The organism is Streptomyces sp. NPDC018029 (assembly GCF_044327655.1).
Classification (GTDB): Bacteria; Actinomycetota; Actinomycetes; order Streptomycetales; family Streptomycetaceae; genus Streptomyces.
In genome coordinates, this window is the sequence record NZ_JBIRFV010000008.1 from 147,318 (window position 1) to 172,633 (window position 25,316).

Consider the following 25,316-nt stretch of genomic DNA (forward strand, 5'->3'; position numbering starts at 1 on the left):
ACCCCATCTTCCCCTCCCGGAGAGCCACACCATGACACCGATCATCCCCGGCTTCGATCATCACCACGTCACCGTCGCGGACGGCGTACGCCTCCACGTCGCCGTCGGCGGCTCCGGCAGCCCCGTCGTGCTGCTGCACGGCTTCCCGCAGACACACCTCATGTGGCGGCACGTCGCGGCCGACCTCGCGGAACGGCACACCGTGATCTGCCCGGACCTGCGGGGGTACGGTGCCAGCGACAAGCCGACCGACGTCGACGGATCGACGTACGCCAAGCGCACGATGGCGGCCGACGTCGTCGCGCTCGCCCGTGCCCTCGGCCACGACCGGTTCGCCCTGGCCGGGCACGACCGCGGCGCCCTGGTCGCCGTGCGCACCGCGCTCGACCACCCGGAGGCGGTCACGCACCTCATGTCCCTCGACGTGCTGCCGACCCTCGACATGTGGGACGTCATGCACGGTACGACCGCCGCCGTGGGCTTCCACCTGTACCTGATGGCGCAGCCGCCCGGTCTCCCCGAGCAGCTGATCGGGGCCGCCCCTGACGCGTTCTTCGGCCACTTCCTCGACCTCTGGACGCGCGACGCCGCGGCGATCCCCGCCGACGTACGGGCCGCCTACCTCAAGGCGTCCCGCGAAGCCGTGCCGTCCATCGTCGCGGACTACCGTGCCTCGGCCCACATCGACGTCGAGCACGACCGGGCGGACCGGGACGCGGGCAACCGTCTCACCATGCCGGTGACCGTGCTCCAGCAGGACTGGGGGTCGGCTCTCGGCTTCGACGCAGCCGCCCTGTGGCGTGCCTGGGCGCCGGATCTCGACCACCGGACGGTCTCCTGCGGCCACTTCATGGCGGAGGAGGATCCGGCGACGGTCAGCGGTGCCCTGCGTGATCTGCTCACCCGGTGAGCGAGACCCCGCGTCCGTAGGTGTCAGACCGGGCCGGGACAACCGCTGCGCACCCGCCTGAACAGTCCGCCGCGCGGCTCCACGCCGACCCTGCGCTGCACGTCACCGGGCGTACAGGACGACAGCCTGGGCGGCGCGTTCGCTGATCCTGCAGCATGTATCTCTTGCTCGCATTCCGTCTGCGCGGGACGGTGGGATCGCAGAATCGGTGGCTCGGGGTAGCAGGAAGAGGACCTACTCGTACCTCACCGATGCGCTCGGCTGCGTCGTCGCCGTACCGCCTGGAGGAAGCAATGCTCGAAACAATCGCTGCGGGCCGCTGGTATCCCGACGGGGCAGGAGGTCTTGTCATCTTCCTCATCGCCGTGACCGTACTTATTGCCATGGTGTTCTACGGTCGCTCGAAGAAGGGACGTTAGGAGAGGCAACTCGGGCTTCGCGGGTAGCAGAACAATCGCCCACCCAGCGGAACGTCACTGCACAGTGGTGACCATGCTTGAGCGAGTCGCCGTCCTGTCCGACATTCATGGAGTCCTGCCAGCCCTGGAGGCAGTCCTCGCCGAACCAGAGGTGCGTTCCGCGGACCGCGTGGTGCTCACCGGTGACATTGCCGCCGGCCCACAACCAGCCCAGGTTCTGGACTTGTTGACCTCCCTTGGAGACCGTGTCGCCTGGGTCAGTGGGAACGCTGATCGTGAGCTCCTCGAGTACCGCCGTGGCCAGCGCGACACCATCCCCGACCCGATCGCTCCCTGGGCTGCCGAACAACTGCGCACGGATCATCTCGAACTCCTCGCGCGCTTGCCGCAATCGCTCTCCCTGTCCTTGCAAGGCATGGGGCGAGTCATGTTCTGCCACGCCACCCCTCGGGACGACGAGGAAGTCGTCCTGGTCGACTCCCGTCTCGACCGCTGGCAAGAAGTCTTCGGCGAGCTCGATGCAGACGTCCGCACGGTGGTCCTCGGGCACACCCACATGCCGTTCGTCCGCCTCGTCCACGGCCGACTCGTCGTCAACGCCGGCAGCGTCGGCATGCCCTACGGGCACCCCGGCGCCCACTGGGCGCTCCTGGGCCCCGGCGTCGAACTGCGGACCACGAACTTCGATGTCGAAGCCGCGATCACCCAGGTGACCCAGGACTCCTCCTACCCCGAAATCACCTCGTGGGCCGACTACTTCCTTCGAGCGCAGGCAACCGACGCCGACGCTCTCGCAGCCTTCGGCCCACGGGACGGGCGTAGTGACACCACGTGAGACACGTCCACACGGTCGGTGGCCGGCAGCCTCCTCTCGGTCTTCCAGTACACAGGACCCCGGCTGCTGCGAAGCGGACCCCGAGTTATAGTCACAGCGTCGCGAAAAGCGAAGTTCCGGGGGTTCGCCGCCGGACATCGCCCGTACATCGATGCAGATGGTTCTGATCGTTGAGCGTCTCCTGGCCGGAGCCGGACATCTCGTCCGCCGGCAAAGACCGTCGTCGGCCGGTGCCGGCGCAACCGAGGAGCGCCACATGCAGAAGACCATCGCCATTGTCGGAGCGGGGCTGGGCGGGCTGACGCTCGCCCGGGTGCTGCAAGTCCACGGCATCGCCGCGACGATCTACGAGGCCGAGGCGTCGGAGATGACCCGTACGCAGGGCGGCCTGCTCGACATCCACGTAGAGACCGGACAGGTCGCGGTTCGCGCAGCCGGGCTCTACGACGAGTTCCTCACCCTGGTCCGCCCCGGTGAGGACGCCAAGCGCGTGGTCGACCGCCACGGCACGATCCTGTCCGACAAGCCCGCGGACCCCGGTTCGGCCCGTCCAGAGGTGGACCGAGGCGAACTGCGGCGCCTGCTCATCGATTCGCTGGCGCCCGGCACGATCAGGTGGGGGCACAAGCTCGCTGCGATCCGGCACCGTCCGCAAGGCGGTCAGGACCTCACCTTCGCAGATGGTTCCACCACGCGTGCCGACATCACCGTCGGCGCGGACGGCGCCTGGTCGAAGGTGCGGCCACTGCTCACGCCCGCCAAGCCGCTCTACAGCGGCACCTGCTTCATCGAGATCGCTCTCAGCGCAGATGACCATGACTGTCAGGCGAGCGTGGCCGCGATCGGCGGCGGCACGCTGATGGCGGTCGCGCCGGGCAAAGGCATCATCGCCCACCGCTACGCCGACGGGCATGTGCGCGGGTATGTGGCGCTGAACAAGTCTGAGGAATGGATGAGGTCGATCGACTTCGGTGACCCGGCTGCGGGCCTCCGCCGGCTCGCCGACGAATTCGACGGCTGGTCGCCCTTGCTCACCGCCTTTGTGACGGAGAGCGACGCAGAACCGTGGCTCCGGCCCATCTATGCGCTTCCTGTCGGACTCACATGGGACAGGTCACCCGGCGTGACGCTCGTCGGCGATGCCGCGCATCTGATGTCCCCATTCGCCGGCGAGGGCGCGAACCTCGCCATGTTCGACGGTGCGGACCTGGCACACAGGTTGGTGGAGCAATCCGACACCGAGGCCGCGCTCGCTGCCTACGAGGAGCGGCTGTTCCCGCGCAGCAGCGACTCCGCCGGGCGCTCGGCACAGAACCTGAAGGTGTTCTTCGGCCAGGAGGCGCCGCAGAGCGTAGTCAGTCTGTTCGATCGCTTCTGATACCTCAGTCTGGGATCTTGCTGGGGGGCCCGGAGGGCCACAGCTACGGTAGCCGCGTGATCATAGGGTGTTCCGGCTACGTCCTGGTCGTCTCCTGCTCGACGCGGGTGCGGATCAACTCAGGCCGCACCGAGGGGCTCAGGGCCGGGCTCGGGCCCGGCACTCCTTCTCGTAGCAGACCCACAGTTCGAATTGGGTGACACCACCCACGTCCACCGGTCGGCACTGGTAGGCCGTCCATTCGTTGGGCACACCCTCGGCTCCTCGGAGGCCGCAATAGCGGTAGCGGATGAAGGTGCTTTTGTAATGCCATTCCGACCGGAGGTCCGGGACCTCGGCGGCCTGCGTGGTCTCGGCCGGCGCGGCGGCCTGCGTAGTGGTCCCCGCCGCGACGACGAGGGGGAGGGAAAGGAGGGCCACTGCGAGCATGCGACGGAGCATCGAGACCTCGGAACCTCTGGGTTGATACGACACCGACAGGAGCGAATACGTAGCGTAGTTGTCGGTGTGGCGGCACGGGTGCCGGTGGGTGTGCCCGTGAGGTGTACATCGGAGGCGTCGGGTTGACGCGCGGATACCTACATCGGCCCGCTCGCTCGTGCGACCTCGGCCCGGCGGCAACCCATGGCCCCCTGGGAGACACGCATGTGGGTACGCGCCCTTTCCTCACGTGAGGTGGCGCCTGCTCTCGGCTTCGTTGGTGCTCGACTGCCTCTACGTACGTGGGTCGGTCGAGGACCGTGCGTGGCTCGGCGCACGCCTGATCGCTGCGGCGCACCAGCAATTCCGTGCGGACGGTATGGCTGAGGTGCCCGAGTCCGGTCTGCTCTCGCGCGAGGACACCTCCGCACCCGACGCCGCCACCGCGCTCGCGTGGCGTGTCGACGCCGCGGCACGGCGCGGACGCGGCATCGCTCAGGTTTCCTTGGACGGTTTGAATATCAGGCTGGGTCGATCAAAGGAGCTTCCTGTCCGCCGAGTTGTTCCGCCCTCAGGGAGAGTTACGCGGCCTGTCCGATACCGTCGCCTGATCGTTTTCAGGCGGCTCGGCTGACGTCCAGCCGTTCGGGCGACGGCTCGTATCCGGCTGCCCTGTAGGCGGCGACGGCGGCAGCGTTCGCGCTGGGGGTGCTGACGAGTGCGCTTGATGCGCCCAGTTCACGCAGCGCGGCCGCAGCGGCGACGCTGATCGCCGTCCCATAGCCGTGGCCGCGATGGTCGGCGTGTACACCCAACGGCTCCAGGAGGCCGGGCTTGCCGGGCCCGGCCGACCAGACCGTCACCGCGGCCACCGCGTTGTCCTGGTCGTCGTAGCCGACCAGGCAGCGGGCATGGGCGTAGAAGGGCCCGGCCGCGAGGACGTGCCAGATCTCCTCGGTGAACCACGGGCTGCCGAACGCCGAGCGGTGCACCGCGGTCCGCACCCCCGCCGTCTCCGGACCGGCTACTTCGATCCGCAGGCCGGAGTCCTTCACCGGCTCGGTGAGGTCGCGGCGCAGCGGGGTCCACGGCTCGTCCAGATTCCAGCCTGCCTCCAAGAGGACCTCGCGGAGCAGGGCGCCGTTGGGGATTTCGAGGCTGACCTTCCCGGGCGGCAGGACCCCGCGCTCCGGATCGTTGAGGTCCGCCAGCAGCTGACGCGCCAGAGCCTCGTCCTGTCGCAGGTCGGGCGCGGTCGTCAGGCGCAGCACATCAGGGGCGTCCAGGTATCCGACGGCGATGATCCGTCCGTCCACGCTCCAGGTGCGGACGGCCGCGGCCAGCCTTTCCGCGCCCAGCGCCCAGGCCCAGCCGAGGTCTCCCGGGTGCAGTTGCAGCGGCGTGCGGTCGTCCTGCCATACGCGGAGGGCTTCCACGGCCCCGGTCAACCCGTCAACACCGGGCTCGTTCAGAACGATGGTCATGTCCCGTATCTCACACCATGCGGGCGACCGGCCACACCTGGTTTTCCTCAGCCGGTCAGATCGACAGGGGATGCCCTAGGTGTGCCGTCTCACGAACGACATCGGTTCCTGGTTGTCAGGCTTGGCGGGCAGAGGGTGGCGCGAGGGGCGCCGGCGTGGAGGTGCGCGCGGATCCAACACGCGCTGTGCCGTACCAGGCCCCCCGGCCGCTTTGATGCGCCGTCCGCCGCGGTCGGTGTAGCGGATCGAGACCGGTCGGCGGTGGCGCACCGCATCGGTGAGGGTGAGCAGGGCCCGCCGTCTGATGTGCCGTGCGCTCCGTCATCGTCAGCTCTGTGGCCTGGCCCTCTCCGGATTAGATATCGAGATATCGTGGTGTGTCGGATTGTTTGGCGGGAGAGGTGACGCATGGCCGCGACGGCGGGATTGGGTTCGGGGGATCTGGTCGAGGTTTTCAAGGCCCTTGGCAACCCTGCCCGTTTGCAGATCATGGAGTGGCTGAAAGATCCCGAGGCGCACTTCGCCGAGTACGAGCCGATCGCGGATCGCCAGGCGGTCGGCGTGTGCGTCACACACATCCAGGCGAAGTCGGGGCTCGCCCAGTCGACCGTCTCCAGCTACATGAGCACGCTCGAACGGGCCGGGCTCGTACGTCCGACGCGGGTGGGCAAGTGGACGCACTACCGGCGCGATGAAGGGCGGTTGGAGCAGCTGGCGCGGACGATCGGCACCACGCTCTGATCGCACGACCGACTCTTCAAACACATTGACGCATCGTGATACGTCGATATGATCTCCTCATGTCGACCTTCGATGCTGCACCCACCGCCCTGATTGTTCACGCGCACCCCGAGCCTCTCTCGTTCAGCACCGCCCAGATGACCACCGCGGCCCAGGCCCTGCGCGACGCCGGGTACCGGGTAGACGTCCTCGACCTCTACTCCGACGCATGGGCCCCTGTCCTCGCCCGCGAGGAATTCGCGCCGGTGGAAGGCCACTTCAAGCCGCAGGCCGAGCAGCGGCGTGCGGTCAAGGACGGGACACTCGACGCGACCGTCAAGGCCCATCTCGATCGGCTGCTCGCCGCTGATCTGCTCGTGCTGTCGTTCCCGCTGTGGTGGTTCTCGCTCCCCGCGATCCTCAAGGGCTGGGTGGACCGGGTCTTCGTGATGGGCGGGGTCTTCGGCGGGGACTACGGACTCTTCGACGATGCGGCGCTCGCCGGGAAGCGGGCCATGCTGCTGTTCACGACCGGCGGGTCGAGCGATTCGTTCCGGCCCGGTGGAGCCTTCGGGTCGATGGACGACTTCCTGTTCCACATCCACCGCGGAATGCTGGAGTTCGTCGGTTACCAGACCCTCGCCCCTGTCATCACCCATGGACCGGCACGCATGACCGACGAGGAGCGCATCGCTGCGCTGGACACGGTCAGGGAGCAGGTCGCTCGCATCGCGGCTGATGTGCAGACCACCGTGGGGTGAGTGGGTGTTTGAGATCCCGCCGGGATGGTCGGTGCCGTGATGGCGTGGTCGGTCACGCTTGGTGCAACGGGGGGTCAACTTGGTGCTGCGTCCAGCCGATTGCAGAGATAGCCTCCCAGGGTGGATTTACGACTGGCGGCGTACGCCGTTTGCATCGAGGACGGGCGGGTGCTGCTCGCTCATGCCGTGAAGCCGGACGGCGACAAGACCTGGACTCTGCCAGGTGGCAGGGTTGAGCACGCGGAAGATCCGTTCGATGCGGTGATCCGCGAAATCGCCGAGGAGACCGGCTTGGACGCCGTGGTCGAACGCCTACTGGGTGTGGACTCACGGGTGATCCCTGCGGCAGAGCGCCGTTCGCCTGGCCGGCCCGAGCTCCAGAATGTCGGCATCTTCTACCGGGTCCGCATCACTGGCGGCCGACTTCGTCCGGAGCCGAACGGCGAAACCGCCGAGTCGGTCTGGACTCCGATCACCGACGTTGCTCGCCTCGAACGTTCTTCGCTGCTCGATGTCGGCCTCGCCTTGGCGCAGGCCGTTCCGGCGACCGGCCACGTTGCCCCTGTCCCGATCGGCGGCCTGATCCGGCACTGAGTCGGTGGGTCATGAGGTTGATGAGGGTGATGAGCGCTCAGGGCAGGTGGGCTATGGCGGGCACGTCCGCTTCGCCGGCGGCGCCCAGCCGCATCCGGTGGCGCTGAAGGTCGAACCCGGCGGCCTTCACCGTGATCGGCTCGCCTTCATCGACAAGTTGCTCCAGGGTCTCGACCGTCCTCCTGCAGAGCCTTCAACGAGAGCATGGCCTGCCCGGAGCGCGTCTCTGCGATGACCACCTCAGCGGCGATCCGCTGGCCGGCTTCGACTGTCTCGGAGGGATGGCTCGTCCCGCCCCATTTCAGGTCCGGCACTCGGATGAAGCCGGTGCAGAGTCCGTTCGGTTCGCCGTCGATGTGAACGAAGACGCCGAAGTCGTGAACCGCGGCGACCGTCCCCGTCACGACCTGCCCTGGTTCGAGCGAGAGGAGAAAGGACCGCAGGGCCGGGATTTCGCACGCCTTGGCGGAGAGACGGAGCTCACCCTCGTGCCGGCAACCGATCTCTTCGGCATTGATCTCCTGGCCGACCTCGAACAGCTCGGATGCGTGCCCCACCCGGCGCATCGACACCTCGTGCCCGGATATCCGGCCGATCTCGGCTTCCTCGCCTCCGGCATCCACGAGTTGCACCAGGACGTCCTCCCCGTCGAACCCGGTGACCTTCACCGTTCTCACGACCCCCGGCCGGAGCTGGTTGATCAAGGACTGCAGGCGGGGGTCAGGGGCTGGCTCGGACATGGAGGTGAGCTTACTGGGCCGCCGGTCGGACTGCTTCCAGCTCTCGTGACCAGGTGCGGACCAGCGTGTCATGGCCCATGATGGCCGCCGTCGGCCGTGTCAGCGCATGTGGCGCAGGAAGACGTCGGCCGTGCCGTTGGTGTCGTCGGGGACGAGGTTGCCGGCCGGGGAGTCGAACACCACCGCGCCGCCGTCGTCGCTGACGCCGGTCCTGCGGCCCGGTGCGGTGTCCTCGGACACCGGTTCGCTCTCGCCGCTGACGAGGCGTACCTCCCCGGTCACCATGTCCCGCAGGAAGACGTCCGCGCTGCTGTCGCCGTCGTCAGGCGTGAGGTTGGAGGCGGTGGAGGTGAAGGCGGCGTACCGTCCGTCCCGGCTCAGTGAGACGCCGTCGCTGTCGCCGTTGGCCGGGGTGCCGTCCTGGGCGGCGCTCACCAGTCGCATGCGCTTCGTATCGCGGTCGTAGAGGAAGACGTTGTGCGGGCTGGTCGGGGCCGGGCCCTCGGGTCGGAGCACCCTGGAGGCCGACGTGAACGCCACATGGCGGGCGTCGCCACTCAGGGCGGCGCCCCAGGACGGCGTCTTGCGGTTGTAGGCGTGGGGAACGCTGATGAGTTCCGTCGTGCCCTTCTCCCGGTCGCGCAGAAAGATGTCCGTCGCGGAGGAGTGGTCTTCCACAGCAGCCAAGTTGGACGTGTTGGAGGTGAAAGCGAGGTACCGGCCGCCGGAGTCGCCCGCGAACGCCGGGCCGAACGCGTCGCCCGCGCCGTGCTCGCCCGCGTCGGTGAGCTGAGCCAGCTGCGTGGTCTTCTCTTTGCGGTCGTAGAGGAAGACGTCGTCCCGTTCGTTGGCGTCCCCCGGTACGAGATCCTCGGCGCCCGACGCGTAGGCGATGTAGCGGCCGTCGCCGCTGACCGCTGGGTCGTATGTCAGGTGGGAGCGCAGTCCGTCGTAGGACGCGCCCGTGGGGCTGATCCGTTGGGTCCTGCTGGTGCTCCGGTCGTGCAGGAAGACGTCGTCGAGGTCGTTGGGGTCGCCGCGTACGAGATCGTCGGCCGTGGAGGTGAACACCACGTACCGACCATCGGGACTGATCGAGACCTCTCGTACGACGCCGTGGCTCGCCTTGCCGTTGCTCCTGACGCTGACGCGCTCCGTCGTGCCGGTGCGCAGATCGCGGACGAAGGCGTCGGGGGTGCCGTTGGTGTCGTTCTCGACCAGGTTCCGGGAAGCCGAGACGAAGGCGACGTAGCGGCCGTCGGCGCTGACGGCGGGGTTGGTGGAGGCGGCGTTGCCCTGGGCCCCGCCCGGTCCGACACTGATCCGCTCGGTGCGCGGCGCGGAGGTCTGGGCGGCGGACGCGCCCGCGGGTGAGAGCACGGTCACGGCGCAGAGGGCGGCGAGCGCGGCGCCCGCGGCTGTCGCGCGCTGATGAACGGTCATCGGTTCCTCCTGTGTGGAAGGCCGAGCGAACACCGTGCGACTCCGGGGGTCAACGTGCGGCGTGCCCTCCGCGGGTGGGGATGCGTCGGTTGCATCAGTCGAGCAGGGCGTTTCGGCGGACTTTCTGGGCCGTAGTCGCGCGGAATGGGCAACCATTGCTCTCCCCGGGGACCGTCGCATGCCGCAAGCCGCCCGTCTCATGCCGCGTGGCGCCTGCCGCCCGTCGTCTGCCGGGCTGCCGCCCGTCGCCTCGTGCCCGCCGCCTCTCGTCTGCCGCCTGCCGCCCGGTGCCCGTCGCCTGTCGTGGACCGCTCGCTCTTCACTCCACGACACCGGTGATTTCGCCGATGTCCGTACGCGGTCACCGGCGCCACGGTGAGACCCCCGACGAACACGGCGGCCCCGCCGAGAGCCGGGGCGCACCTGCCCCCTCCCCGCTGGTTCCGCCACGAACGAGAGGACCCCTCCGTGCAGCAGCACGTCTTCTCCCGCCCTGTCGTACGCGCCTGTCTGGCCGCCGCGATCGCCACCGCCGGCCTCCTCGGCACCGGCCTCGCGCCCGGCGCCCAGGCCGCCGCGGAGAACCCGTATGAACGCGGGCCCGCACCGACCGTCTCCAGCATCGAGGCCAGCCGCGGCCCCTACGCCGTCTCGCAGACCAACGTCTCCTCGCTCGCGGTGTCCGGCTTCGGCGGCGGCACCGTCTACTACCCGACGTCCACCGCCGACGGCACGTTCGGCGCGGTCGTCATCTCGCCGGGCTTCACCGCCTACCAGTCGAGCATCGCCTGGCTCGGACCGCGGCTCGCCTCACAGGGCTTCGTGGTGTTCACGATCGACACCCTCACCACCGTCGACCAGCCCGACAGCCGGGGGCGGCAACTCCTCGCCGCACTCGACTACCTGACGAAGTCGAGCTCCGTACGCGGCCGGGTCGACGCCTCCCGCCTCGGCGTGATGGGCCACTCGATGGGCGGCGGCGGAAGTCTGGAGGCGGCCAAGAGCCGTACGTCGCTCAAGGCGGCGATTCCGCTGACCGGCTGGAACGTGGACAAGACCTGGCCCGAGCTGCGGACCCCGACGCTGATCGTCGGTGCGGACGGCGACAGCGTGGCACCGGTCTCCAGCCACTCCGAGCCGTTCTACGAGTCGTTGCCGGGCTCCCTCGACAAGGCGTACCTGGAGCTGAACAACGCCACCCACTTCACGCCGAACTCGTCCAACACGACGATCGCGAAGTACAGCATCTCCTGGCTGAAGCGGTTCATCGACAACGACACCCGCTACGAGCAGTTCCTCTGTCCGCTGCCGAGGCCGAGCCTCACGATCGAGGAGTACCGGGGCAACTGCCCTCATGGTTCCTGATGCTGACCTGACGTCAGGTACGGATCGTCGCCCGTCGCCCGGGACCCGGTGCGACGGGCGGCGTGCGCGTCTCCCCCAGCCCCGCAATTGTGCCAGTGCACACCCGGACGCGGGTGTCGCTGGGGGCTCGCCCAGCGCGGCGGACGCGGGGCTTCCGGCGAGTATTACGCGGAAGTAACGTGCGGGCGTGACCCTTTCCCCGCCCATACCCGGCCCGCTCACGCCCGCCCCACTCGTGCCCGGCCCGCTCGCGGTCCCCGAGCTCCACGGCCGCGGCGCGGCGATCGCCGCCGTGAAGTCCCTGGTGGAAGGCGTACGGGCCGGCCGAGGCGGCGTGCTCGTCCTGACCGCGCCACCCGGTCTCGGCCGGACGGCACTGGTGGAGTACGCACGGGCGATCTGCGGCCCGATGCCGTCGGTACAGCCGACCGCAGCATCATCGGCTGTCCTGCCACCGGGGGTGTGGGCTGGGCGAGTGCCGCTGGCATGGGTGTCCGCAGCACCTGAGCCGGAGAGCCCGCAACTGGTCTGCGTCGATGACGCGCACACGTGGGATCCCGCGTCCCGGGCAGCCCTCTCCACAGAGCTGCGTCGCCTGACCACCACCGCGGCACCCGTGGCCGTACTGCTCACTCTCGCTGAACACGCCGTCACGGCGGCCGAGTTCGCGGGGCTGCCGACCCTGCGCCTGGGACCGCTCGACCACAGCGCCGCCGCCGCTCTGCTCGACCGGCTCACCGAGGGCTTCGCCGACCCTGTCGTCGGCGCGTGGCTGATCCGCGAGGCCGTGGGGAACCCCCGCCTGCTCACCGCGCTCGTCGCGGCCCTCACCCCCGACCAACTGGCCGGGCGCACCCCGCTGCCCGACCCCCTGCCCGGCGGGGAGGACCTCCTCGCCGACTACGCCACCGCAATCCGCGTCGACGAGCTGTCCGGCAGCGCCCGTGCCCTGCTGCTGCTCGCCGCGGCGGCCGGTGAGCACGAGCCCGACGGGGCGGGCGCGGATCTCTCCTTGGTGTTGCGGGCCGGCGGTACCGCCGCCGGGCTCGCGTCCGCGGAAGCCGCCGGAGCCGTCGTCGGATCGGGCGGCCGGATCCACTTCACCCACCCGCTGCTCCGCCGGGCCGTCCTGCGCCGAGCCCCCCTCGCGCGCCGAAGAGCCGCCCATGTCCGCCTCGCCGAATTCTGCCGCGACCGCCTCTCCCACCTGGTCCAACTCGCCTGCGCGGCCGAGGGCCACGACGCGCGGCTCGCCGGATCCCTCGCCACGGAGGCGACCGCGAAGACCACCGCGGATCTGCCGCACGCCCAGCGGTCCGCCGCCCTGGCCCGCGCCGCGGCGCTCACCGCCGACGCGGAGTCCCGCACCGACCGGCTCGCCGAGGCCGCGGAAGCGGCCCGGCTCGCGGGGGATCCCGTACGGGCCCGTGCCCTGCTGGCCCGCTCCGGCGCCGTCCCCGCCCACGGTGGCGTCCACCGGGTGCACGGACTGCTCGCCCTCGCCGACGGTCCTGCCGACGACGCCAGGGAGTCCCTGCTCACCGCCGCCGTGCTGCTCCCGCCCGACCAGGCCCGGCACGCGCTGCTCGGCGCGGCGGAGGCGGCCTGGGCGATGGGCGATGCCGCCGCCTACCTGGAGGCCATGACGCGCTTACCGGTCTGCGCCGACGACCCGGCCCTGGAGGCGTACCGCGTCGGGATGTGCGCGGTCCTCTCGGGCCGCACCGCAGAGGGTCACGCCGTGCTGCGCCGCTGCCTTGACGAGCTGCCCGGCCCGGACGAACCCGCCGGACTGCTGCGCGCCGCTGTCGCCGCCCTGGTGGTCGGCGAGGTCGAGACCGCCTGTGAGGCCGGGACCAGGGCCCTCGCGGCCGTACGCGCCTACGGCCCCGACGTCCTCCTGCCTCGTGCCCTGGAGCGGCTGGCCCACGGAGAACTGCGCGCGGGCCGCCACACCCGCGCCCGGGCACACGCCCTCGAAGGCCTCAGGGCAGCGCAACGCCTCGCGCAGTCCAATGTCGCGGTCTCGCTGCACGCCGTTCTCGCCCTGGCCGCGTCCGTGGAGGGCGACGCCGAAGCCTGCGCCGAGCACGCGGCCGCCGCGGCGGCCGGCGCGGGACCGCACGGGCTCGCCCAGGCCGCCACCCTCTCCGTCTGGGCCGTCGCCCGCTCGGATCTCGCCGCGGGGCGCCCGGCCGACGCGGCGGCACGGCTCGCACCGCTGGTCGGCCCCGGGCCACGACGCGGCCACTTCGCCATCAGGATGCTCGCTGTCCCCTGCTTCGTGGAAGCGGCTGTCCAGGCCGGCCGGACGGCGGAGGCCCGGCAGGCCACGGAAGAGTTCACCCGCTGGGCCGAGGCCACGGCGGACCCGCTCACTCCCGCCCAACTGGCGCGCTGTCAGGCCCTCTTGGCACCGCCTCACCAGGCGGCCACGGCGTACGAGCGTGCGCTCGCGCACCACGACCGCATGCCGGGCGAGTTCGAACGCGGCCTTACGCAACTCCTGTACGGCCAGTGGCTGCGCCGCAGGCGCCGTACCCGCGAGGCGCGCGGTCCGCTCCGTGACGCGCTGGTCGCCTTCGAGCGGTGCGGGGCACGGGCCTGGGCGGACCGCAGCCGCGGCGAACTTCGCGCGGCGGGCGAGGCGGTGACAGTGGCAGTGGCAGCCCCGGTGACGGGCGAGACCGGGCCACCGGGGCCGCTGGCCGCGCTGACTCCCCAGCAGCAGCGCATCGCGCGGCATGTGGCGGAAGGCGCCACCAATCGGGAGGTCGCGGTACGCCTGTCGGTGAGCCACCGCACGGTCGACCACCACCTGCGCAATGTGTTCGCCGCGCTGGGTGTACGTTCCCGTGTCGAGCTGTCGCGGTTGCTCGCCGGAAGCGGTTACGCGCCGGTGTGCGAGCGCTGAGGAGCCTGGATCTGGCTACGGCTACGGCTACGGCTACGGCGCGGAGCATGGGGATGCTCGCGGAGGCGGGGCCGGCGCAGCTGCGCACGGCCGGTTGCCCGATACCAGGAGGCGGCCACGACGACGGCGAGCGCCGCTTCCGCCAAGTCGCCGCCGTAGTACATGACTTGCGCGCCGGTCTGGAGATCGGCCGAGGCGAATGAGGTGCCTGGGGGCGCCGCCGCGTACTGGGTCTTGGCCAGTACGGCATGTGCGGCGCCGGCGGCCAGCAGGGTCGCCCCTCGCACGGTAAGGCTCCTACGGTGGCGGACAGGGTCGAGTTGGCAGACGGCGAAGGCGAACAGCAGACCGGCCGCGAGGACATGCGCGTGCACGACGGCGTGCAGCCAAGGCTCGTGCCGCATGGCCGCGAACAGCCCTGTCCGGTACAGCAGCCACAGCCCTCCGATGTCGAGCAGGGCCGCCAGCGGCGGGAAGAGCAGCCACGCGACGGGACGGGAGCGGGCCAGGGCCAGCAGTCCCCTGCGCGCCGTGCCGGGTGCCAGCGTGCGCAGGGTGAGGGTGAGGGGGCGGGCCAGGACGAGCAGTACGGGGGCCGCCATGCCGACGATCAGGTGCTGGACCATGTGGGCGGTGAACGGCCCGCCCGGCAAGGGGCCCACCGCCGCCCAGGCCACACCGCACCCGCCGACGGAGAAAGAGACATCCCGCCACCAGGGCCAGCCGTCTCCGCGCCGTCGCAGCCGGCCCGCGGCCAGCAGGTACGCGGCGGCCACCAGCAGCGCGGCCACCACTGTCACCAGCTCGACGGGTCCTGGGCCCGGGTGCGGCCCCATGGCCGGGCCCGGGTGGGCATGCGCGAGGTTCACGACGCCGAGCCCGCCCTGCCGCTGCCGCTGCCCCTGTCCCTGCCGCCACTGCGGTTGGGGGTGCGGTTGCTGCGGGGCGCGCGGACCGCCAGCACCACGCCGGTCAGCAGCAACGCCAGGCCCGCCAGGTTCCACGCCCAGTCGTACGGGGTGACGTCCACGCCGTAGCGGACCTGGTGCAGGCGCAGCAGCTTGTGGTCCACGATCCCGTCGTACAGCTGGAAGATCCCGAGCCCGAGGAAGAACCCGGCCCAGGCGTGCGCCGGGGCCAGGGCGCCACGGCGGCGCAGATCGGCGTACAGGAAGAAGCCCGCGACGAGCCCCAGCAGCTCACCGGTGTGCAGCAGCCCGTCCGACATCAGGCCCATGCCGGGAGTGGATCGGTCGTAGAAGTGGTGCCAGTGCAGGATCTGGTGGAAGACGATCTCGTCAAGCGCGGCCATCGCCGCCACCCCGAGCACTCCGCACACCACCATCGACCTGCGCGGCTCGGGCCTCGCCCCGGGGGCGGCCGGGTGCGGATGGGCCGATGCGTTCATGGATCTGCCTTTCTGCGTTGCCGGGGTCGTCTCTCTGCTCTGCTGTGGGTCAGTCGGTCTCGCTCCTCCGCTCTGTTCTGCTCCGGGAACCGTCTGCTGCTGACCGGTACGCCTACCCCCGACTCATCGCCCCCGCCCGTGGGCCCCGGCATCCGGGTGAGGCCCCCAGCGACCGGGTGGAGTCCGTCTCGATCCGGTGGGTCGGGGCGCCGACATCGGGTACCCGGAACGGCATGATCAAGCGTGCGGTGTGGCAAGGACTGGTCGCAGGAACGGCCGGGGGTGTCGTGATGACGCTCGGCGAGAAGATCGAGCAGGCCATCACGGGACGGCCTGACTCACACGTGCCCGCGCGGACCCTCCAACGTCTGACCGGCATGCCGGAACGCCCCGGCCGACAGCCTCTCCGGGTGAACTGGGCCATGCACTTCGGCCAGGCCGCCCTCCTCGGTGTGCTGCGGTCGGTCATGGCCCAGTCCGGGCTGCGCGGGCCGACGGCTTCGGCGCAGTTCACCGTCGTACGTCTCACGAACGACCAGATCCTCGAGAACGCCACCGGCGTCGGCGCCCCGCCAACGACCTGGCCCCGAAAGGAACTTGTCGTCGACGTGCTGCACAAGGCCGTCTACGCCTTCGCCACCGGTGCCGTCGCCGACGCCCTGGCCGCACGAGGAGGCCCCGGCCCCGGCCAGCGACACGCCTCCCTCCGCCCGGGCCGCCGCGCCGACGTGGGTCCCCTCCCCCGGCGCAGCCTTTAGAGCACACATCCCTGGCGCTTGCGTGCATTACGCCGACGGCCCTCTCGACGAAGCAGGTGGGGCTGGGTCTCCGGTGCCGGCACAGCCGTCTGGACGCGCATCAGCGCAGGGAACCCGCTCCAGGCCACGGCAGGCAACACTTCACGTCGGGCGATGACGCGGTGTATTCACTGCGCGGAGTTTCTCGGCGCCCTCTGACGCTTCAGTCGCCCAACTCAGTCGCCCAACTCAATCAACCGAGGTAGTCGACCAAGGCGAAGGGAACGGCGGCCGACACCGATCCGTGCCGTGGTGTTCACTCTTCCGTCGCGCGACGGGCGGCGACGAGCCATGTCCGTGCCAAGACCATCGGGCGTGATCGAGAGCCCCGTTCCGCAGCCGCAGCCGCAGGAGCCAATGCCGCAAGGCGTCGCCATGTGGACTTCGACGGCCGCCGGCCAGTGGCTGAAAGCCCGGCCTGCCGCGTGGTCCCACCCCCTGCCCGCCGCCCTGGCCCTGGTCTGCGCGCTCGTCCCGGCGACCGGTTTCCCGCGCATGGACGCCCACCTCTGCGGCCGAGTCGAGCCATGTGAACCCCGATGGTGGATCACCGCACACCTCGCTCTCGCAGGTGTGGTCGTCTTCCGTTGGATCTGGCACCTGCCGCATCTGGCAGCGTCCGCTCTGCCGCTGATCGCCCTCGGTGTCACGCTGCAGCCACAGACACCGGCGGCGGCCCGAACCGCCGTCGTCCTGGCGGCCGGATACGCGTTCGTGGGCTGTCTGCACCGCTGTTGGGTCGCCCGTAAGCAGCGGACGCTCGCTCTCGACGCGGCCGGCCCCGTGCGGCTGCCGTTGCCGAAGGACGTCGATACCACCGGTCGCGGCGGATCGGACCTCGGCTGCGGCGTCCCTGTCCTCGGATTCGCCCTGCTCGCTCTCGCGCTGTCGGCCGCGGGCAGCGGCTGGCTGCTGAGCACGGAGAACTGGCGGTTCGCCGCGGTCCTCACCCTCGTGGTGGGGCTGCACTGGGGCGGATCGGGCCTAGTGGGATGGCACGGGATCGCAGCCCTGCGCAGGTCACCGGTGCCCGTACTGCGGGTCCTCCTGCGGGCCGGCGGCGGTTCGGACGACCGACGTACGGACGTCTTCGCGACGGACGACACCACGGGCGCATCGCCCGTCTTCTCCTGCCGTACCAGCCTCCCCAAGGACGGCACGTTGCACGAGGTGGTGCTGTACGGAGCTCCGTATGCCGGTGGCGAGCTGGTTCTCCTCACGGGAAGGGGATCCGGGCACACCACGAAACCGGTACGGCCCCAGTACCGTGCTGACCCGCCGGCCGAAACCTGGCAGACCGGTGCGGCACCGATCCGATGGAGGGCGGGGCCCGGGGCGCGTGCGCTCGTCCTGGGGTACCTGGCGGTACTGACGCTCGTAGCCGTAGGCCTCCAACTCCACGAAGCCGAACCCCGGCACGTCCGCGCCCTCGCCTTTCTCGTGGCGGCATCGGCGCTGCCCGTTGTCACCCTGCTGAACTGGCAGGTCGTGGCTGACTGTGACGGTCTCCGGGTCACTGGCACGTTCACGGTCCATCACGTGCCGTGGAACAAGTTCCGTGGCATCAGCGCGGAAGACCGCGGATTCCGCATCCGCTACGCCATCGACCGTGACGTCGACGTCTACGGCGTCCTGCCCCCGCGTTGGCTCGCGGAGCTGCTGCCCCGCCGGTCACGGGCACGGGCCGCGGTGGACGGGATCCGCGCGCTGGCGGCCGACCCCGCACTCCGCCCGACCGAGGTCGCCCCCGCGCCCGGACCGTACGCGCGAGCGACCGGACCGGCGAGCGCCGCCTACTGCTTGGCGCTGGTTCTCACCCTGCTGCTCTCCCCCTGACCCGGCGACCAACTCCTCGGGGCTAGCTCCGGGCATGCAAGGCGTGCGAGAGCGCGCTCATGCTGACGTCGATGACCGTGCGGAGCTGCTTCTGGCTCGCCTTGATCCTGCTCAGCACGGCCAGCGACTGGTTGACCGCCGCCAGGTGAACCGCGAAGTCGTCGGCATCGCCTTCGGCCAACTGCGCGGCGGTCAAAGCGGTCCGCAGCCGCGCCTGCTGAAGGCTTAGGGCCTCGCTCGCGCGTGCGGCGATGACGGGGCTGAGCGCCGGTGCCGCCATCGCGGTCTGGGCGACCAGGCATCCATCAGGTACGTCAGGGTCGGCGATGCGCTGCAGGGTGACCTCGAAGAACGCCCGTACCGCCTGGAGCGGTTCCTCGGACGCCCGCGCCAGCGCCTGGTCGTATCTGCTTCCGTACCGCGCGGCGTAGCGGTCCAGGCAGCGCAGGTAGAGCGCATCCTTGTCGCCGAGCGAGGAGTAGATGGAACTGCGGTTCAGTCCCGTCGCCCTGGAGAGGTCGTCGAGAGACGTGTCGGCGTACCCGTCCCGCCAGAACTGGACCATCGCCGCATCGAGCGCGACGCCCACGTCGAACTGCTTCTTCCCGGCCATCACGCACGCACCTCGTTCTCGGACCAGCCGTTCCGGCCCTGCCCATCCTATCTTGAACTAACCAGTTCAAGATGCAGTAGGCTCAAGCCATGACCGACGACGCCATAGGCCCGAACCGCTCCTGCGACCAGAACCCGGTCCCCGGACTGCCGCTGTACGACCTCGCGGGTTTCACTCACCGCTGGGTCGACGCGGCAGGAATCCGACTTCACGCCGTGGAAGGCGGGCGGCCGGACGGTCCAACCGTCGTCCTGCTCGCCGGTTTTCCGCAGACCTGGTGGGCTTGGCGAAAGGTGATGCCAGGCCTCACCGAGCGATTCCGTGTCATCGCGATCGACCTGCCGGGACAAGGTCACTCCGACCGCCCTCAAGGGGGCTACGACACGCACACCGTCGCTTCACGTGTCCAGGCAGCGCTGACCGCGCTCGACGTGCCGAAGTACTGGCTCGTCGCGCACGACATCGGAGCGTGGGTCGCCTTCTCGCTGGCCCTGAAGTACGAAGAGCGCCTGCATGGTGTCGCTCTGCTTGACGCCGGCATTCCCGGAATCACCCTCCCGGACTCCATCCCAACAGACCCCGAACGGGCTTGGAAGACCTGGCACTTCGCCTTCCACCTGGTGCCCGAACTGCCCGAGACCCTGCTCACCGGCCGCGAGCGTGACTACGTCAGCTGGTTCTTGAAGGTCAAAGCCCTGTCCCCGAACACCTTCGACGACGCCGAGATCGACCATTACGCCGCTGCCATCGCGGCCGACGGAGGCCTTTCGGCGTCTCTCGCCTACTACCGCGAGGCCGCGGAATCAGCGCGCAAGAACCATGACGCTCTCGAACGAGGGCACTTGACCGTTCCGGTCCTGGGAATCTCCAGCTCCCACGGCTCGATCCCCGACATGGCCGCCTCCATCCGCCCGTGGGCAGAGAACACGACCGGCGTCTTCATCCCACAGGCCGGACACTTCATTCCCGACGAGCAGCCCGACGCGACTGTGGAGGCGCTGACCGCGTTCATCGATCACGAGCGTGGCGAGTAGCGCGCAATGCGCCGGCCGGTCCGGCGACCAGCGCCAGAAGAATGAGCGCCGACGGCCGGGGCAAGGGAGGCAGAAGCATCGCGCACGCGACGGGCGCGGTGCTCCAGCCGTTCCAGGGAGGCCGGATGTTCGAAGGGTTCGAGACCGGGCAGTTCGACGTCGGTGATGCTTCCGTCTTCGTCCGCTTCGGTGGGCAGGGCCCAGCCGTGGTGCTGCTGCACGGGCATCCCCGCACGTCCGCTACGTGGCATCGGGTCGCGCCACTGCTCGTGCAAGCCGGGTACACGGTGGTCTGCCCGGACCTGCGGGGATACGGACGTTCCAGAGGGCCACGCTTCACGGCAGATCACGCCGACTATGCCAAGCGGGCGGTCGCCGAGGACGTGGTGGCCGTGATGCGCCGTCTCGGGCATCGTCGGTTCTCACTCGTCGGTCATGATCGTGGAGGCAGCGTCGCTCTGCGTCTCGTGCTCGACCACCCCGAAGTTGTCTCCCGGGTGGCGTTCGCGGATTGTCTGCCACTGACGGAACATCTGTCGCGTATCACCACCGAGTTCGCCACCCAGTGGTGGCACTGGTTCTTCTTCGCGCAACCGGACATCCCCGAGCGGGTCATCACCGCCGACCCCGACAGCTGGTACCGCGGTGATCCCAAGGCCATGGGAGAGGAGAACTACGCCGAGTGGCGGCAGGCCACACGCAATCCCGACGTGGTACGAGCCATGCTCGAGGACTACCGCGCAGGTCTCACGATCGACCGGCAGCACGAGGAAGCCGATCGTGCCGCCGGTGCCCGCATCACCTGTCCCGCGCTGGTCCTCTGGTCGCTTCAGGACGACTTGGAGGATCTGTACGGGGATCCCCGTGCGATCTGGAGCCGGTGGGCCGATGACGTGCGCGGGCACGGCATCGACTCCGGGCACCACGTCGCCGAAGAGGCCCCCATGTCATTGGCCGCCGCGCTGACCGACTTCCTCGCGGCGGACCCAGATCCTGAGTAACCGCGGTTGTGGGTTGGTGTGTGTTGGGGGTTGGTGTGTGTTGAGGGTCGGGGGTTCAGCGGTCCTGGGCGAGCGCGTACAGCTCGCCCAGCAAGCTTCCCTTCGTCGCGACGAGTTCGTCGAACGTGCCTTGTTCGCGGATGGCGCCCCGGTCGAGGACGATCACGCGGTCGGCCATCCGTACGTTGTCCAGTCGGTGCGTGACCACCACGGTGATCCGGCCCGGGGCCGTGGCCCGCAGTTCCTGGAAGATCGTGTGTTCGCCGCGGGCGTCCATCTCGCTGGTCGGCTCGTCGAGGACGAGCACGGCGGGTTCGCGGTACATCGCCCTCGCACACGCGAGCCGTTGCCACTGCCCGCCGGACAGTTCGTGGCCGCCCCACACCGAGCGGGCGAGGAGCGTGTCGAGTTGGTCGGGCAGTTCGCGGAGGGCCTGGGTCATGCCGACCCGTTCCGCCACGTCCCAGATCCGGTCGTCGCCGTGCTCACGGGGTTGGCCCAGAGTGATGTTCTCCCGGGCCGCGAGCGGCCAGTGCCCGTTCTTCTGCGGGACCAGGCCCACGTGCCGCCAGACCGAGTCGGCGTCGGCGGTGGCCAGATCGGTGTCGTCCCACAGCACCTTGCCGTCGGTGGGAACGGTCAGCCCGGTGAGCATACGGATCAGCGTCGACTTGCCCGCGCCGTTCTCCCCGACCAGTGCGACGACCTCGCCACGCCGCAAGGTGAGAGTGATCGGGCGTACGGCCGCGGTGTCCTTGCTCGGGTAGCGGTACGAGGCGCCTTCCAGGCGGATCCGCTCCGGAGGCCCGGCCTGCGCGGTGCCGCGGGCCGTGGTCATGGCGCGGACCTCGTCGATGAACTCGTAGTAGTCGGAGAGGTAGAGGCCGTGGTGGAACATCACCGTGCTGTATCTGATGATCGAGTTCAGGGCGCGCCCGGCGGTCTGGGAGGCGACGACGGCGGTTCCGGCGATCGCCGTCGACATGGTGCCGGCGAGCACGAGCGCGGCCAGGGACGCCCACATGCCGAGGGTGAACAGGCCGCCGAGTGACGCGGCCAGCAAGGTGATCAGCAGGTAGGGGCGGGCGCCCGCGAGCTCGCGGCCTTCCACGCGGTCGCACATGGACCGGTACCAGAAGTGCAGATAGCCGCGCATCGTGTTGGCCCGCAACTCGTCGGCGAGCTCGGCCGTGGTGAGCCACCAGCGCATCATCCCGCGCACGTTGCGGGCGGAGACCGTCCGGTCGTGGACCCGGTAGTCGACCCGTGCGGCGATCACTCCGCCCAGCCCTCGGGGGACGACGGACAGCAGCAGTACTCCGAGCAGCAGCGGATGCAGGGAGGTGAGCACCGTCGCCGCGGACACCAGTTGGACGAGTCCGTTGGTGAGGGTCTTGGCGTCGTCGGCGAGGTCGACGGCGCGCATGGCGCCGATCTCCGCCGCCTTGCTCCGGTCGCCGAAGCCCTCCGCGTCGTACGCGGCGAGTTCGGCGCGCATGTACAGGTCGACCAGGGTGAGGTCCGCGGCCGAGGCGATCTTCGGGTTCAGGCGCCGGGTCGCCCAGTCGGCGAGGATCCACATCGCCGCGCCGGTGGCCATCGCCACGACGGCGACGGCGAGAGCGGGCCACGCGCGCGTGAGGCCCTCGCGGGGGTCGGAGACCATCAGCTGCGGCAGGGCCCTGGCCACGGCGCCGAGCATCACGCCTGTGCCGATCCCGGACAGCAGCTGGCACCCGACGACGGTCGCCGTCATGCGGCGGTCGACCGTCCAGGCGAGCCGGGCCGTCTGCATCAGTGCCGCGGGGATCCGGCGGGCCATGTCCCACAGGGTGGCGTCGTCCATCGCGCCCCGGTGCTTGCGTCCGTTGTAGTCGAGCTCCGGCGGCGCGGACGGTCGCGGACCTCCGCTCCGGGCCGCGGGGACGGTCACGGACTCGTGGGGTGTCGTCATGCGGACACCTCCGCCGACAGCCGGTCGCACCGCTTCTGTGGGGTGAGGTCCCGGTCGTAGCCCTGGAGGCACGCGCCGGGGAGGAGCGTGGGGATCGCGTACGTCATGCTCCCCACCCCGATGACGGTCGTGATGCCGAAGCGAACAGGGCGCGACGCACGTCGACCGGTCGCCGGAAGGCGGTGGCCTCGACGGCCTGGGCGGGAGGATTTTCGAACACGGGGCGCAGGGCGGTCAGCATGCGGACGGGATTCACGGAATCTCCTCGGTGGTGGGAAACGGACCGAACACCGATACAACGCCGCTGATCACAGGGCCGACACGGGCGGCCTCGGGCGACTGGTCGAGCGGGAGTTCGAAGCCGGGCGGGTGGAGCGAGTGCTGGAGGGCCGCCCCTACGCCACCTGTCCGTTCGATTCACTCTTCCGAGTACGGCGGCGTGGTCACGGCCCCTGCGGCAGGGGCAGCGTTAAGTCACACCAGTGCCATAGCGCGACGCGGGGCCCGGCGGTGGGGATGATGGAGGCCCGTCCATCGACCTCGGAACGGTACAGAGATGAACAGCTCCAAGACGCCCACGACCGAGCACGTGGCCAGCAGCTCGGTGTTCGGCGCGCCCTGCTGGGTCAACCTGACCACGCGCGACCTGCGGTCCGCGGAGCGGTTCTACCACGCCGTACTGGGCTGGGACTGGCGCACCGGCAAGCTGGGCGACGAGTACCGGTTCGCCCATGTGGGCGACCTGCCGGTGGCCGGCGTGTCCGTCGTGGAGGCCATGGGGCAGACGGCCGTCGCATGGACCCCCTTCTTCGCCGCGTCCAACGCGAACGAGACCGTGGCCCGCAGCCAGGAGCGCGGCGGGACGACCGCCGTGGGGCCCATCTCGTTCCCTCCGGGGCGGGCGGCACTGCTGGCCGACCGTGACGGGGCGGTCTTCGGCATCTGGGAGGGCGAGCTGGTCGCCAACTGGGAGGAATGGCGCCGCGCGGCTCCGGTCTTCGTGGAGCTCCACACCCGGAACGCCTTCGACGCGGCCATCTTCTACGCGGAGGTCCTCGGCTGGGCGTCCACGGTCGCGGGCTGCTGCGAAGTGGACTACGAGGACGAGAAGGTCGTGCTGCGCAGCCAGGGCGACGTCGTGGCCCGCATCCATTCGGGCGCGGTGGAGTCCGCGCCCGATCCCTCGATCCGGCCGCGCTGGCAGATCCACTTCACGGTCGCCGACGTGGCGGCGTGTGCCCGGGCCGCGCTGGCCAACGGTGGCAGTGTCGTCCAGGGGGAAGAGGGCGCGACGGAGGCCATCCTGTGCGACCCCGACGGGGCACGCTTCGTGGTGCGCTCGAACCAGTCACAGTGACTCGAGAACAGTCGGAGTGAGACGACCGCAAACAGTCACGCTGAGACGACCGCGCAGGCCGAGAGAAGCGTCGCGGCGGCGAGGCTCCCCCACAGGGCGGCGGGGCCGTGCGGGGCCAGCGCGGTGAGGGCCGCCGGGGAGACGGCGAGGCCGAAGCCGGTGGAGAGTTCGAAACGCGCGAGGGTGCGCCCCAGGGCGTGGGCCGGGGCGACAGCGGTGACCAGCGCGGTGGCGCTGCCGGCGTAGATGATCTCGCCGAGAGTGCAGACCACGGACACCGCGGCGATGGCGGGGACGGCCCAGCCGTGGTCCAGCGAGGCCGCGCCGAGGAAGCCGAGGTACGACACGGTGAGGACCACGCCGGCGAGACCCAGCACGATTCGCCGGGGGTAGCGGGACAGGAGGACGGTGACCGGCACCTGGAGGGTGACCACCAGGACCGTGTTGGCCACGAAGATGCCCGCCGACCACACCGGGGACGCGTGCAGTTGGGTCGTGAGGATCAACGGCAGCGCGATTTCGGGGACGTTGAGGCAGAAGACGTAGATCACGTTGGCGGCGAGCAGGGCACGCATGCGGGGTGCGGACTCGTCGTCCTTCTCCGGGGTCGGGCCCATAGCCGGAGCAACGGTGGGATCGGCGGCCGGAGCGGTCTCTACCCGTACACGTATCGACCATGTCAGGACCCCCGCGACGAGGTAGCTGACGCCCGTGACGGCCGCCAGCGTCCGCAACGCCGGGGTGCCGCCCGCCAGGCAGGCGGTGGCGATGAGCGCGCCGACGCCCATGCCGGCGTTGCGCAGGGCGCGGCCCGCCGCGAGCGCCGCGTCGCGTTCGCGGCCCTGGGAGACCGTCGCGACCAGGGCGGCGTGGGCGGCCGGCCAGGCCTGGTTGCCGATGCCGAGGACGAGTGCCGCCGCCGTGAACAGCCAGACGTTTCCCGCCGGGGCGGCCAGCAGGAGCGCCGTGCCCGCCACCCGCACCAGCATCGACGCCGCCACGGCCGTGCTGCGCGCGCCCCGGTCCAGCCAGCGGCCGAGCGCGGGCATGAACACGAGGCCCGCGACGACACCCACCGTCATGGCGGTGCCCGTGAGCGGGGCCGACAGGTGCAGCACGGTCACTCCGTACAACAACAGGAAAGGCCGTAGGAGGCCGGTGCCGAGGGCGTCCACGGCGAGGGCGGCGGCGTAGCGAGGGCCGCCGGAGGCGTGGACGAGGGCGCGGGGTCTGATCTTGGTGGTGGTGGGCATGGAGCCACCGTTCGTGCGGCCGCCCTGTGGGGCACGTCAGTTGACGGACACCGTCAACCCACGGTTTCGCCGCCCGTCCG

General features: G+C 70.3%; 22 protein-coding genes. 13 read left to right on the top strand and 9 right to left on the bottom strand.

Annotation, left to right across the window (positions count from 1 at the left end):
* Nucleotides 1-31 precede the first annotated feature (31 nt).
* From ACH4D5_RS24580 to ACH4D5_RS24590, 3 genes are all read left to right on the top strand, one after another.
* Nucleotides 32-910 carry an alpha/beta fold hydrolase gene (locus ACH4D5_RS24580; RefSeq protein WP_398306428.1) on the top strand — a complete coding sequence of 293 codons (879 nt, stop codon included), beginning with the start codon at nucleotides 32-34 and terminating at the stop codon, nucleotides 908-910.
* Nucleotides 911-1,402: 492 nt separating this feature from the next.
* Nucleotides 1,403-2,164 (top strand): metallophosphoesterase family protein, encoded by a 762-nt coding sequence (locus ACH4D5_RS24585; RefSeq protein ID WP_398306430.1) that lies wholly within the window; start codon nucleotides 1,403-1,405, stop codon nucleotides 2,162-2,164.
* Nucleotides 2,165-2,420: 256 nt separating this feature from the next.
* Nucleotides 2,421-3,542 (top strand): FAD-dependent oxidoreductase, encoded by a 1,122-nt coding sequence (locus ACH4D5_RS24590; protein WP_398306431.1) that lies wholly within the window; start codon nucleotides 2,421-2,423, stop codon nucleotides 3,540-3,542.
* Between the two features lie 138 nt (nucleotides 3,543-3,680).
* Here ACH4D5_RS24590 and ACH4D5_RS24595 read toward each other — a convergent pair whose 3' ends face one another.
* Nucleotides 3,681-3,971, bottom strand: coding sequence for a hypothetical protein (locus ACH4D5_RS24595; protein WP_398306433.1), 291 nt, complete (start codon nucleotides 3,969-3,971; stop codon nucleotides 3,681-3,683).
* A gap of 608 nt (nucleotides 3,972-4,579) precedes the next feature.
* Complete coding sequence (locus tag ACH4D5_RS24600; RefSeq protein ID WP_398306435.1) at nucleotides 4,580-5,446, bottom strand: GNAT family N-acetyltransferase; 867 nt, start codon at nucleotides 5,444-5,446, stop codon at nucleotides 4,580-4,582.
* Between the two features lie 408 nt (nucleotides 5,447-5,854).
* Between ACH4D5_RS24600 and ACH4D5_RS24605 the strand changes: the two genes are divergently transcribed.
* From ACH4D5_RS24605 to ACH4D5_RS24615, 3 genes are all read left to right on the top strand, one after another.
* The gene (locus tag ACH4D5_RS24605) at nucleotides 5,855-6,187 is read left to right on the top strand and encodes an ArsR/SmtB family transcription factor (RefSeq protein ID WP_398306437.1); all 333 of its coding nucleotides are present in this window, start codon (nucleotides 5,855-5,857) and stop codon (nucleotides 6,185-6,187) included.
* A gap of 59 nt (nucleotides 6,188-6,246) precedes the next feature.
* Nucleotides 6,247-6,927 (top strand): NAD(P)H-dependent oxidoreductase, encoded by a 681-nt coding sequence (locus tag ACH4D5_RS24610; RefSeq protein ID WP_398306439.1) that lies wholly within the window; start codon nucleotides 6,247-6,249, stop codon nucleotides 6,925-6,927.
* 120 nt (nucleotides 6,928-7,047) lie between these two features.
* Nucleotides 7,048-7,521, top strand: coding sequence for an NUDIX hydrolase (locus ACH4D5_RS24615; RefSeq protein ID WP_398306441.1), 474 nt, complete (start codon nucleotides 7,048-7,050; stop codon nucleotides 7,519-7,521).
* A gap of 146 nt (nucleotides 7,522-7,667) precedes the next feature.
* Here ACH4D5_RS24615 and ACH4D5_RS24620 read toward each other — a convergent pair whose 3' ends face one another.
* Entirely contained in the window at nucleotides 7,668-8,261 is a 594-nt protein-coding gene (locus ACH4D5_RS24620; protein ID WP_398306443.1) for a S1 RNA-binding domain-containing protein, read from the bottom strand.
* A gap of 99 nt (nucleotides 8,262-8,360) precedes the next feature.
* Nucleotides 8,361-9,704: a TolB family protein gene (locus ACH4D5_RS24625; RefSeq protein WP_398306444.1), complete on the bottom strand. Its 1,344-nt coding sequence runs from the start codon at nucleotides 9,702-9,704 to the stop codon at nucleotides 8,361-8,363.
* A gap of 468 nt (nucleotides 9,705-10,172) precedes the next feature.
* Here ACH4D5_RS24625 and ACH4D5_RS24630 point away from each other — a divergent pair, with 468 nt between their 5' ends.
* Together ACH4D5_RS24630 and ACH4D5_RS24635 are read left to right on the top strand one after the other, a co-directional pair.
* The gene (locus ACH4D5_RS24630) at nucleotides 10,173-11,069 is read left to right on the top strand and encodes an alpha/beta hydrolase (RefSeq protein WP_398306446.1); all 897 of its coding nucleotides are present in this window, start codon (nucleotides 10,173-10,175) and stop codon (nucleotides 11,067-11,069) included.
* A 187-nt stretch (nucleotides 11,070-11,256) separates the two neighbouring features.
* Nucleotides 11,257-13,983 carry a LuxR C-terminal-related transcriptional regulator gene (locus ACH4D5_RS24635; RefSeq protein ID WP_398306448.1) on the top strand — a complete coding sequence of 909 codons (2,727 nt, stop codon included), beginning with the start codon at nucleotides 11,257-11,259 and terminating at the stop codon, nucleotides 13,981-13,983.
* On the opposite strand, the gene ACH4D5_RS24640 is transcribed toward ACH4D5_RS24635, so the two are convergent.
* Both ACH4D5_RS24640 and ACH4D5_RS24645 read right to left on the bottom strand, forming a co-directional pair.
* Entirely contained in the window at nucleotides 13,959-14,852 is an 894-nt protein-coding gene (locus tag ACH4D5_RS24640; RefSeq protein ID WP_398306450.1) for a cytochrome c oxidase assembly protein, read from the bottom strand. The genes ACH4D5_RS24635 and ACH4D5_RS24640 overlap by 25 nt on opposite strands.
* On the bottom strand, nucleotides 14,849-15,391 hold the full coding sequence (locus ACH4D5_RS24645; RefSeq protein ID WP_398306452.1) for a DUF2243 domain-containing protein: 543 nt from the start codon (nucleotides 15,389-15,391) through the stop codon (nucleotides 14,849-14,851). The genes ACH4D5_RS24640 and ACH4D5_RS24645 overlap by 4 nt, the downstream gene beginning before the upstream one ends.
* A 233-nt stretch (nucleotides 15,392-15,624) precedes the next feature.
* Between ACH4D5_RS24645 and ACH4D5_RS24650 the strand changes: the two genes are divergently transcribed.
* A complete protein-coding gene (locus ACH4D5_RS24650; protein WP_398306454.1) occupies nucleotides 15,625-16,149 on the top strand; it encodes a hypothetical protein in 525 nt (174 codons plus the stop codon).
* Between the two features lie 414 nt (nucleotides 16,150-16,563).
* Nucleotides 16,564-18,024, top strand: a complete 1,461-nt coding sequence (locus tag ACH4D5_RS24655) for a hypothetical protein (RefSeq protein WP_398306456.1) — start codon at nucleotides 16,564-16,566, stop codon at nucleotides 18,022-18,024.
* Nucleotides 18,025-18,046: 22 nt separating this feature from the next.
* On the opposite strand, the gene ACH4D5_RS24660 is transcribed toward ACH4D5_RS24655, so the two are convergent.
* The gene (locus ACH4D5_RS24660) at nucleotides 18,047-18,637 is read right to left on the bottom strand and encodes a TetR/AcrR family transcriptional regulator (protein WP_398306458.1); all 591 of its coding nucleotides are present in this window, start codon (nucleotides 18,635-18,637) and stop codon (nucleotides 18,047-18,049) included.
* A gap of 89 nt (nucleotides 18,638-18,726) precedes the next feature.
* Between ACH4D5_RS24660 and ACH4D5_RS24665 the strand changes: the two genes are divergently transcribed.
* Entirely contained in the window at nucleotides 18,727-19,671 is a 945-nt protein-coding gene (locus ACH4D5_RS24665; RefSeq protein WP_398306460.1) for an alpha/beta fold hydrolase, read from the top strand.
* A 125-nt stretch (nucleotides 19,672-19,796) separates the two neighbouring features.
* Nucleotides 19,797-20,672, top strand: coding sequence for an alpha/beta fold hydrolase (locus ACH4D5_RS24670; protein ID WP_398307070.1), 876 nt, complete (start codon nucleotides 19,797-19,799; stop codon nucleotides 20,670-20,672).
* Nucleotides 20,673-20,727: 55 nt separating this feature from the next.
* On the opposite strand, the gene ACH4D5_RS24675 is transcribed toward ACH4D5_RS24670, so the two are convergent.
* Complete coding sequence (locus tag ACH4D5_RS24675; RefSeq protein ID WP_398306462.1) at nucleotides 20,728-22,626, bottom strand: ATP-binding cassette domain-containing protein; 1,899 nt, start codon at nucleotides 22,624-22,626, stop codon at nucleotides 20,728-20,730.
* A gap of 556 nt (nucleotides 22,627-23,182) precedes the next feature.
* Here ACH4D5_RS24675 and ACH4D5_RS24680 point away from each other — a divergent pair.
* Nucleotides 23,183-23,983 carry a VOC family protein gene (locus ACH4D5_RS24680; RefSeq protein WP_398306464.1) on the top strand — a complete coding sequence of 267 codons (801 nt, stop codon included), beginning with the start codon at nucleotides 23,183-23,185 and terminating at the stop codon, nucleotides 23,981-23,983.
* A 35-nt stretch (nucleotides 23,984-24,018) separates the two neighbouring features.
* Here the strand turns inward: ACH4D5_RS24680 and ACH4D5_RS24685 are convergent, their stop codons facing one another.
* A complete protein-coding gene (locus tag ACH4D5_RS24685; RefSeq protein ID WP_398306466.1) occupies nucleotides 24,019-25,236 on the bottom strand; it encodes an MFS transporter in 1,218 nt (405 codons plus the stop codon).
* Between the last annotated feature and the right edge of the window lie 80 nt (nucleotides 25,237-25,316).

What these genes read in the sequence shown, in the direction of transcription:
- ACH4D5_RS24580 (WP_398306428.1), top strand. Translation starts at nt 32, where the DNA reads ATGACACCGATCATCCCCGGCTTCGATCATCACCACGTCACCGTCGCG.
- ACH4D5_RS24585 (WP_398306430.1), top strand. Translation starts at nt 1,403, where the DNA reads ATGCTTGAGCGAGTCGCCGTCCTGTCCGACATTCATGGAGTCCTGCCA.
- ACH4D5_RS24590 (WP_398306431.1), top strand. Translation starts at nt 2,421, where the DNA reads ATGCAGAAGACCATCGCCATTGTCGGAGCGGGGCTGGGCGGGCTGACG.
- ACH4D5_RS24595 (WP_398306433.1), bottom strand. Translation starts at nt 3,971, where the DNA reads ATGCTCGCAGTGGCCCTCCTTTCCCTCCCCCTCGTCGTCGCGGCGGGG.
- ACH4D5_RS24600 (WP_398306435.1), bottom strand. Translation starts at nt 5,446, where the DNA reads ATGACCATCGTTCTGAACGAGCCCGGTGTTGACGGGTTGACCGGGGCC.
- ACH4D5_RS24605 (WP_398306437.1), top strand. Translation starts at nt 5,855, where the DNA reads ATGGCCGCGACGGCGGGATTGGGTTCGGGGGATCTGGTCGAGGTTTTC.
- ACH4D5_RS24610 (WP_398306439.1), top strand. Translation starts at nt 6,247, where the DNA reads ATGTCGACCTTCGATGCTGCACCCACCGCCCTGATTGTTCACGCGCAC.
- ACH4D5_RS24620 (WP_398306443.1), bottom strand. Translation starts at nt 8,261, where the DNA reads ATGTCCGAGCCAGCCCCTGACCCCCGCCTGCAGTCCTTGATCAACCAG.
- ACH4D5_RS24625 (WP_398306444.1), bottom strand. Translation starts at nt 9,704, where the DNA reads ATGACCGTTCATCAGCGCGCGACAGCCGCGGGCGCCGCGCTCGCCGCC.
- ACH4D5_RS24645 (WP_398306452.1), bottom strand. Translation starts at nt 15,391, where the DNA reads ATGAACGCATCGGCCCATCCGCACCCGGCCGCCCCCGGGGCGAGGCCC.
- ACH4D5_RS24650 (WP_398306454.1), top strand. Translation starts at nt 15,625, where the DNA reads ATGATCAAGCGTGCGGTGTGGCAAGGACTGGTCGCAGGAACGGCCGGG.
- ACH4D5_RS24655 (WP_398306456.1), top strand. Translation starts at nt 16,564, where the DNA reads ATGTGGACTTCGACGGCCGCCGGCCAGTGGCTGAAAGCCCGGCCTGCC.
- ACH4D5_RS24660 (WP_398306458.1), bottom strand. Translation starts at nt 18,637, where the DNA reads ATGGCCGGGAAGAAGCAGTTCGACGTGGGCGTCGCGCTCGATGCGGCG.
- ACH4D5_RS24665 (WP_398306460.1), top strand. Translation starts at nt 18,727, where the DNA reads ATGACCGACGACGCCATAGGCCCGAACCGCTCCTGCGACCAGAACCCG.
- ACH4D5_RS24670 (WP_398307070.1), top strand. Translation starts at nt 19,797, where the DNA reads ATGTTCGAAGGGTTCGAGACCGGGCAGTTCGACGTCGGTGATGCTTCC.
- ACH4D5_RS24675 (WP_398306462.1), bottom strand. Translation starts at nt 22,626, where the DNA reads ATGACGACACCCCACGAGTCCGTGACCGTCCCCGCGGCCCGGAGCGGA.
- ACH4D5_RS24680 (WP_398306464.1), top strand. Translation starts at nt 23,183, where the DNA reads ATGAACAGCTCCAAGACGCCCACGACCGAGCACGTGGCCAGCAGCTCG.
- ACH4D5_RS24685 (WP_398306466.1), bottom strand. Translation starts at nt 25,236, where the DNA reads ATGCCCACCACCACCAAGATCAGACCCCGCGCCCTCGTCCACGCCTCC.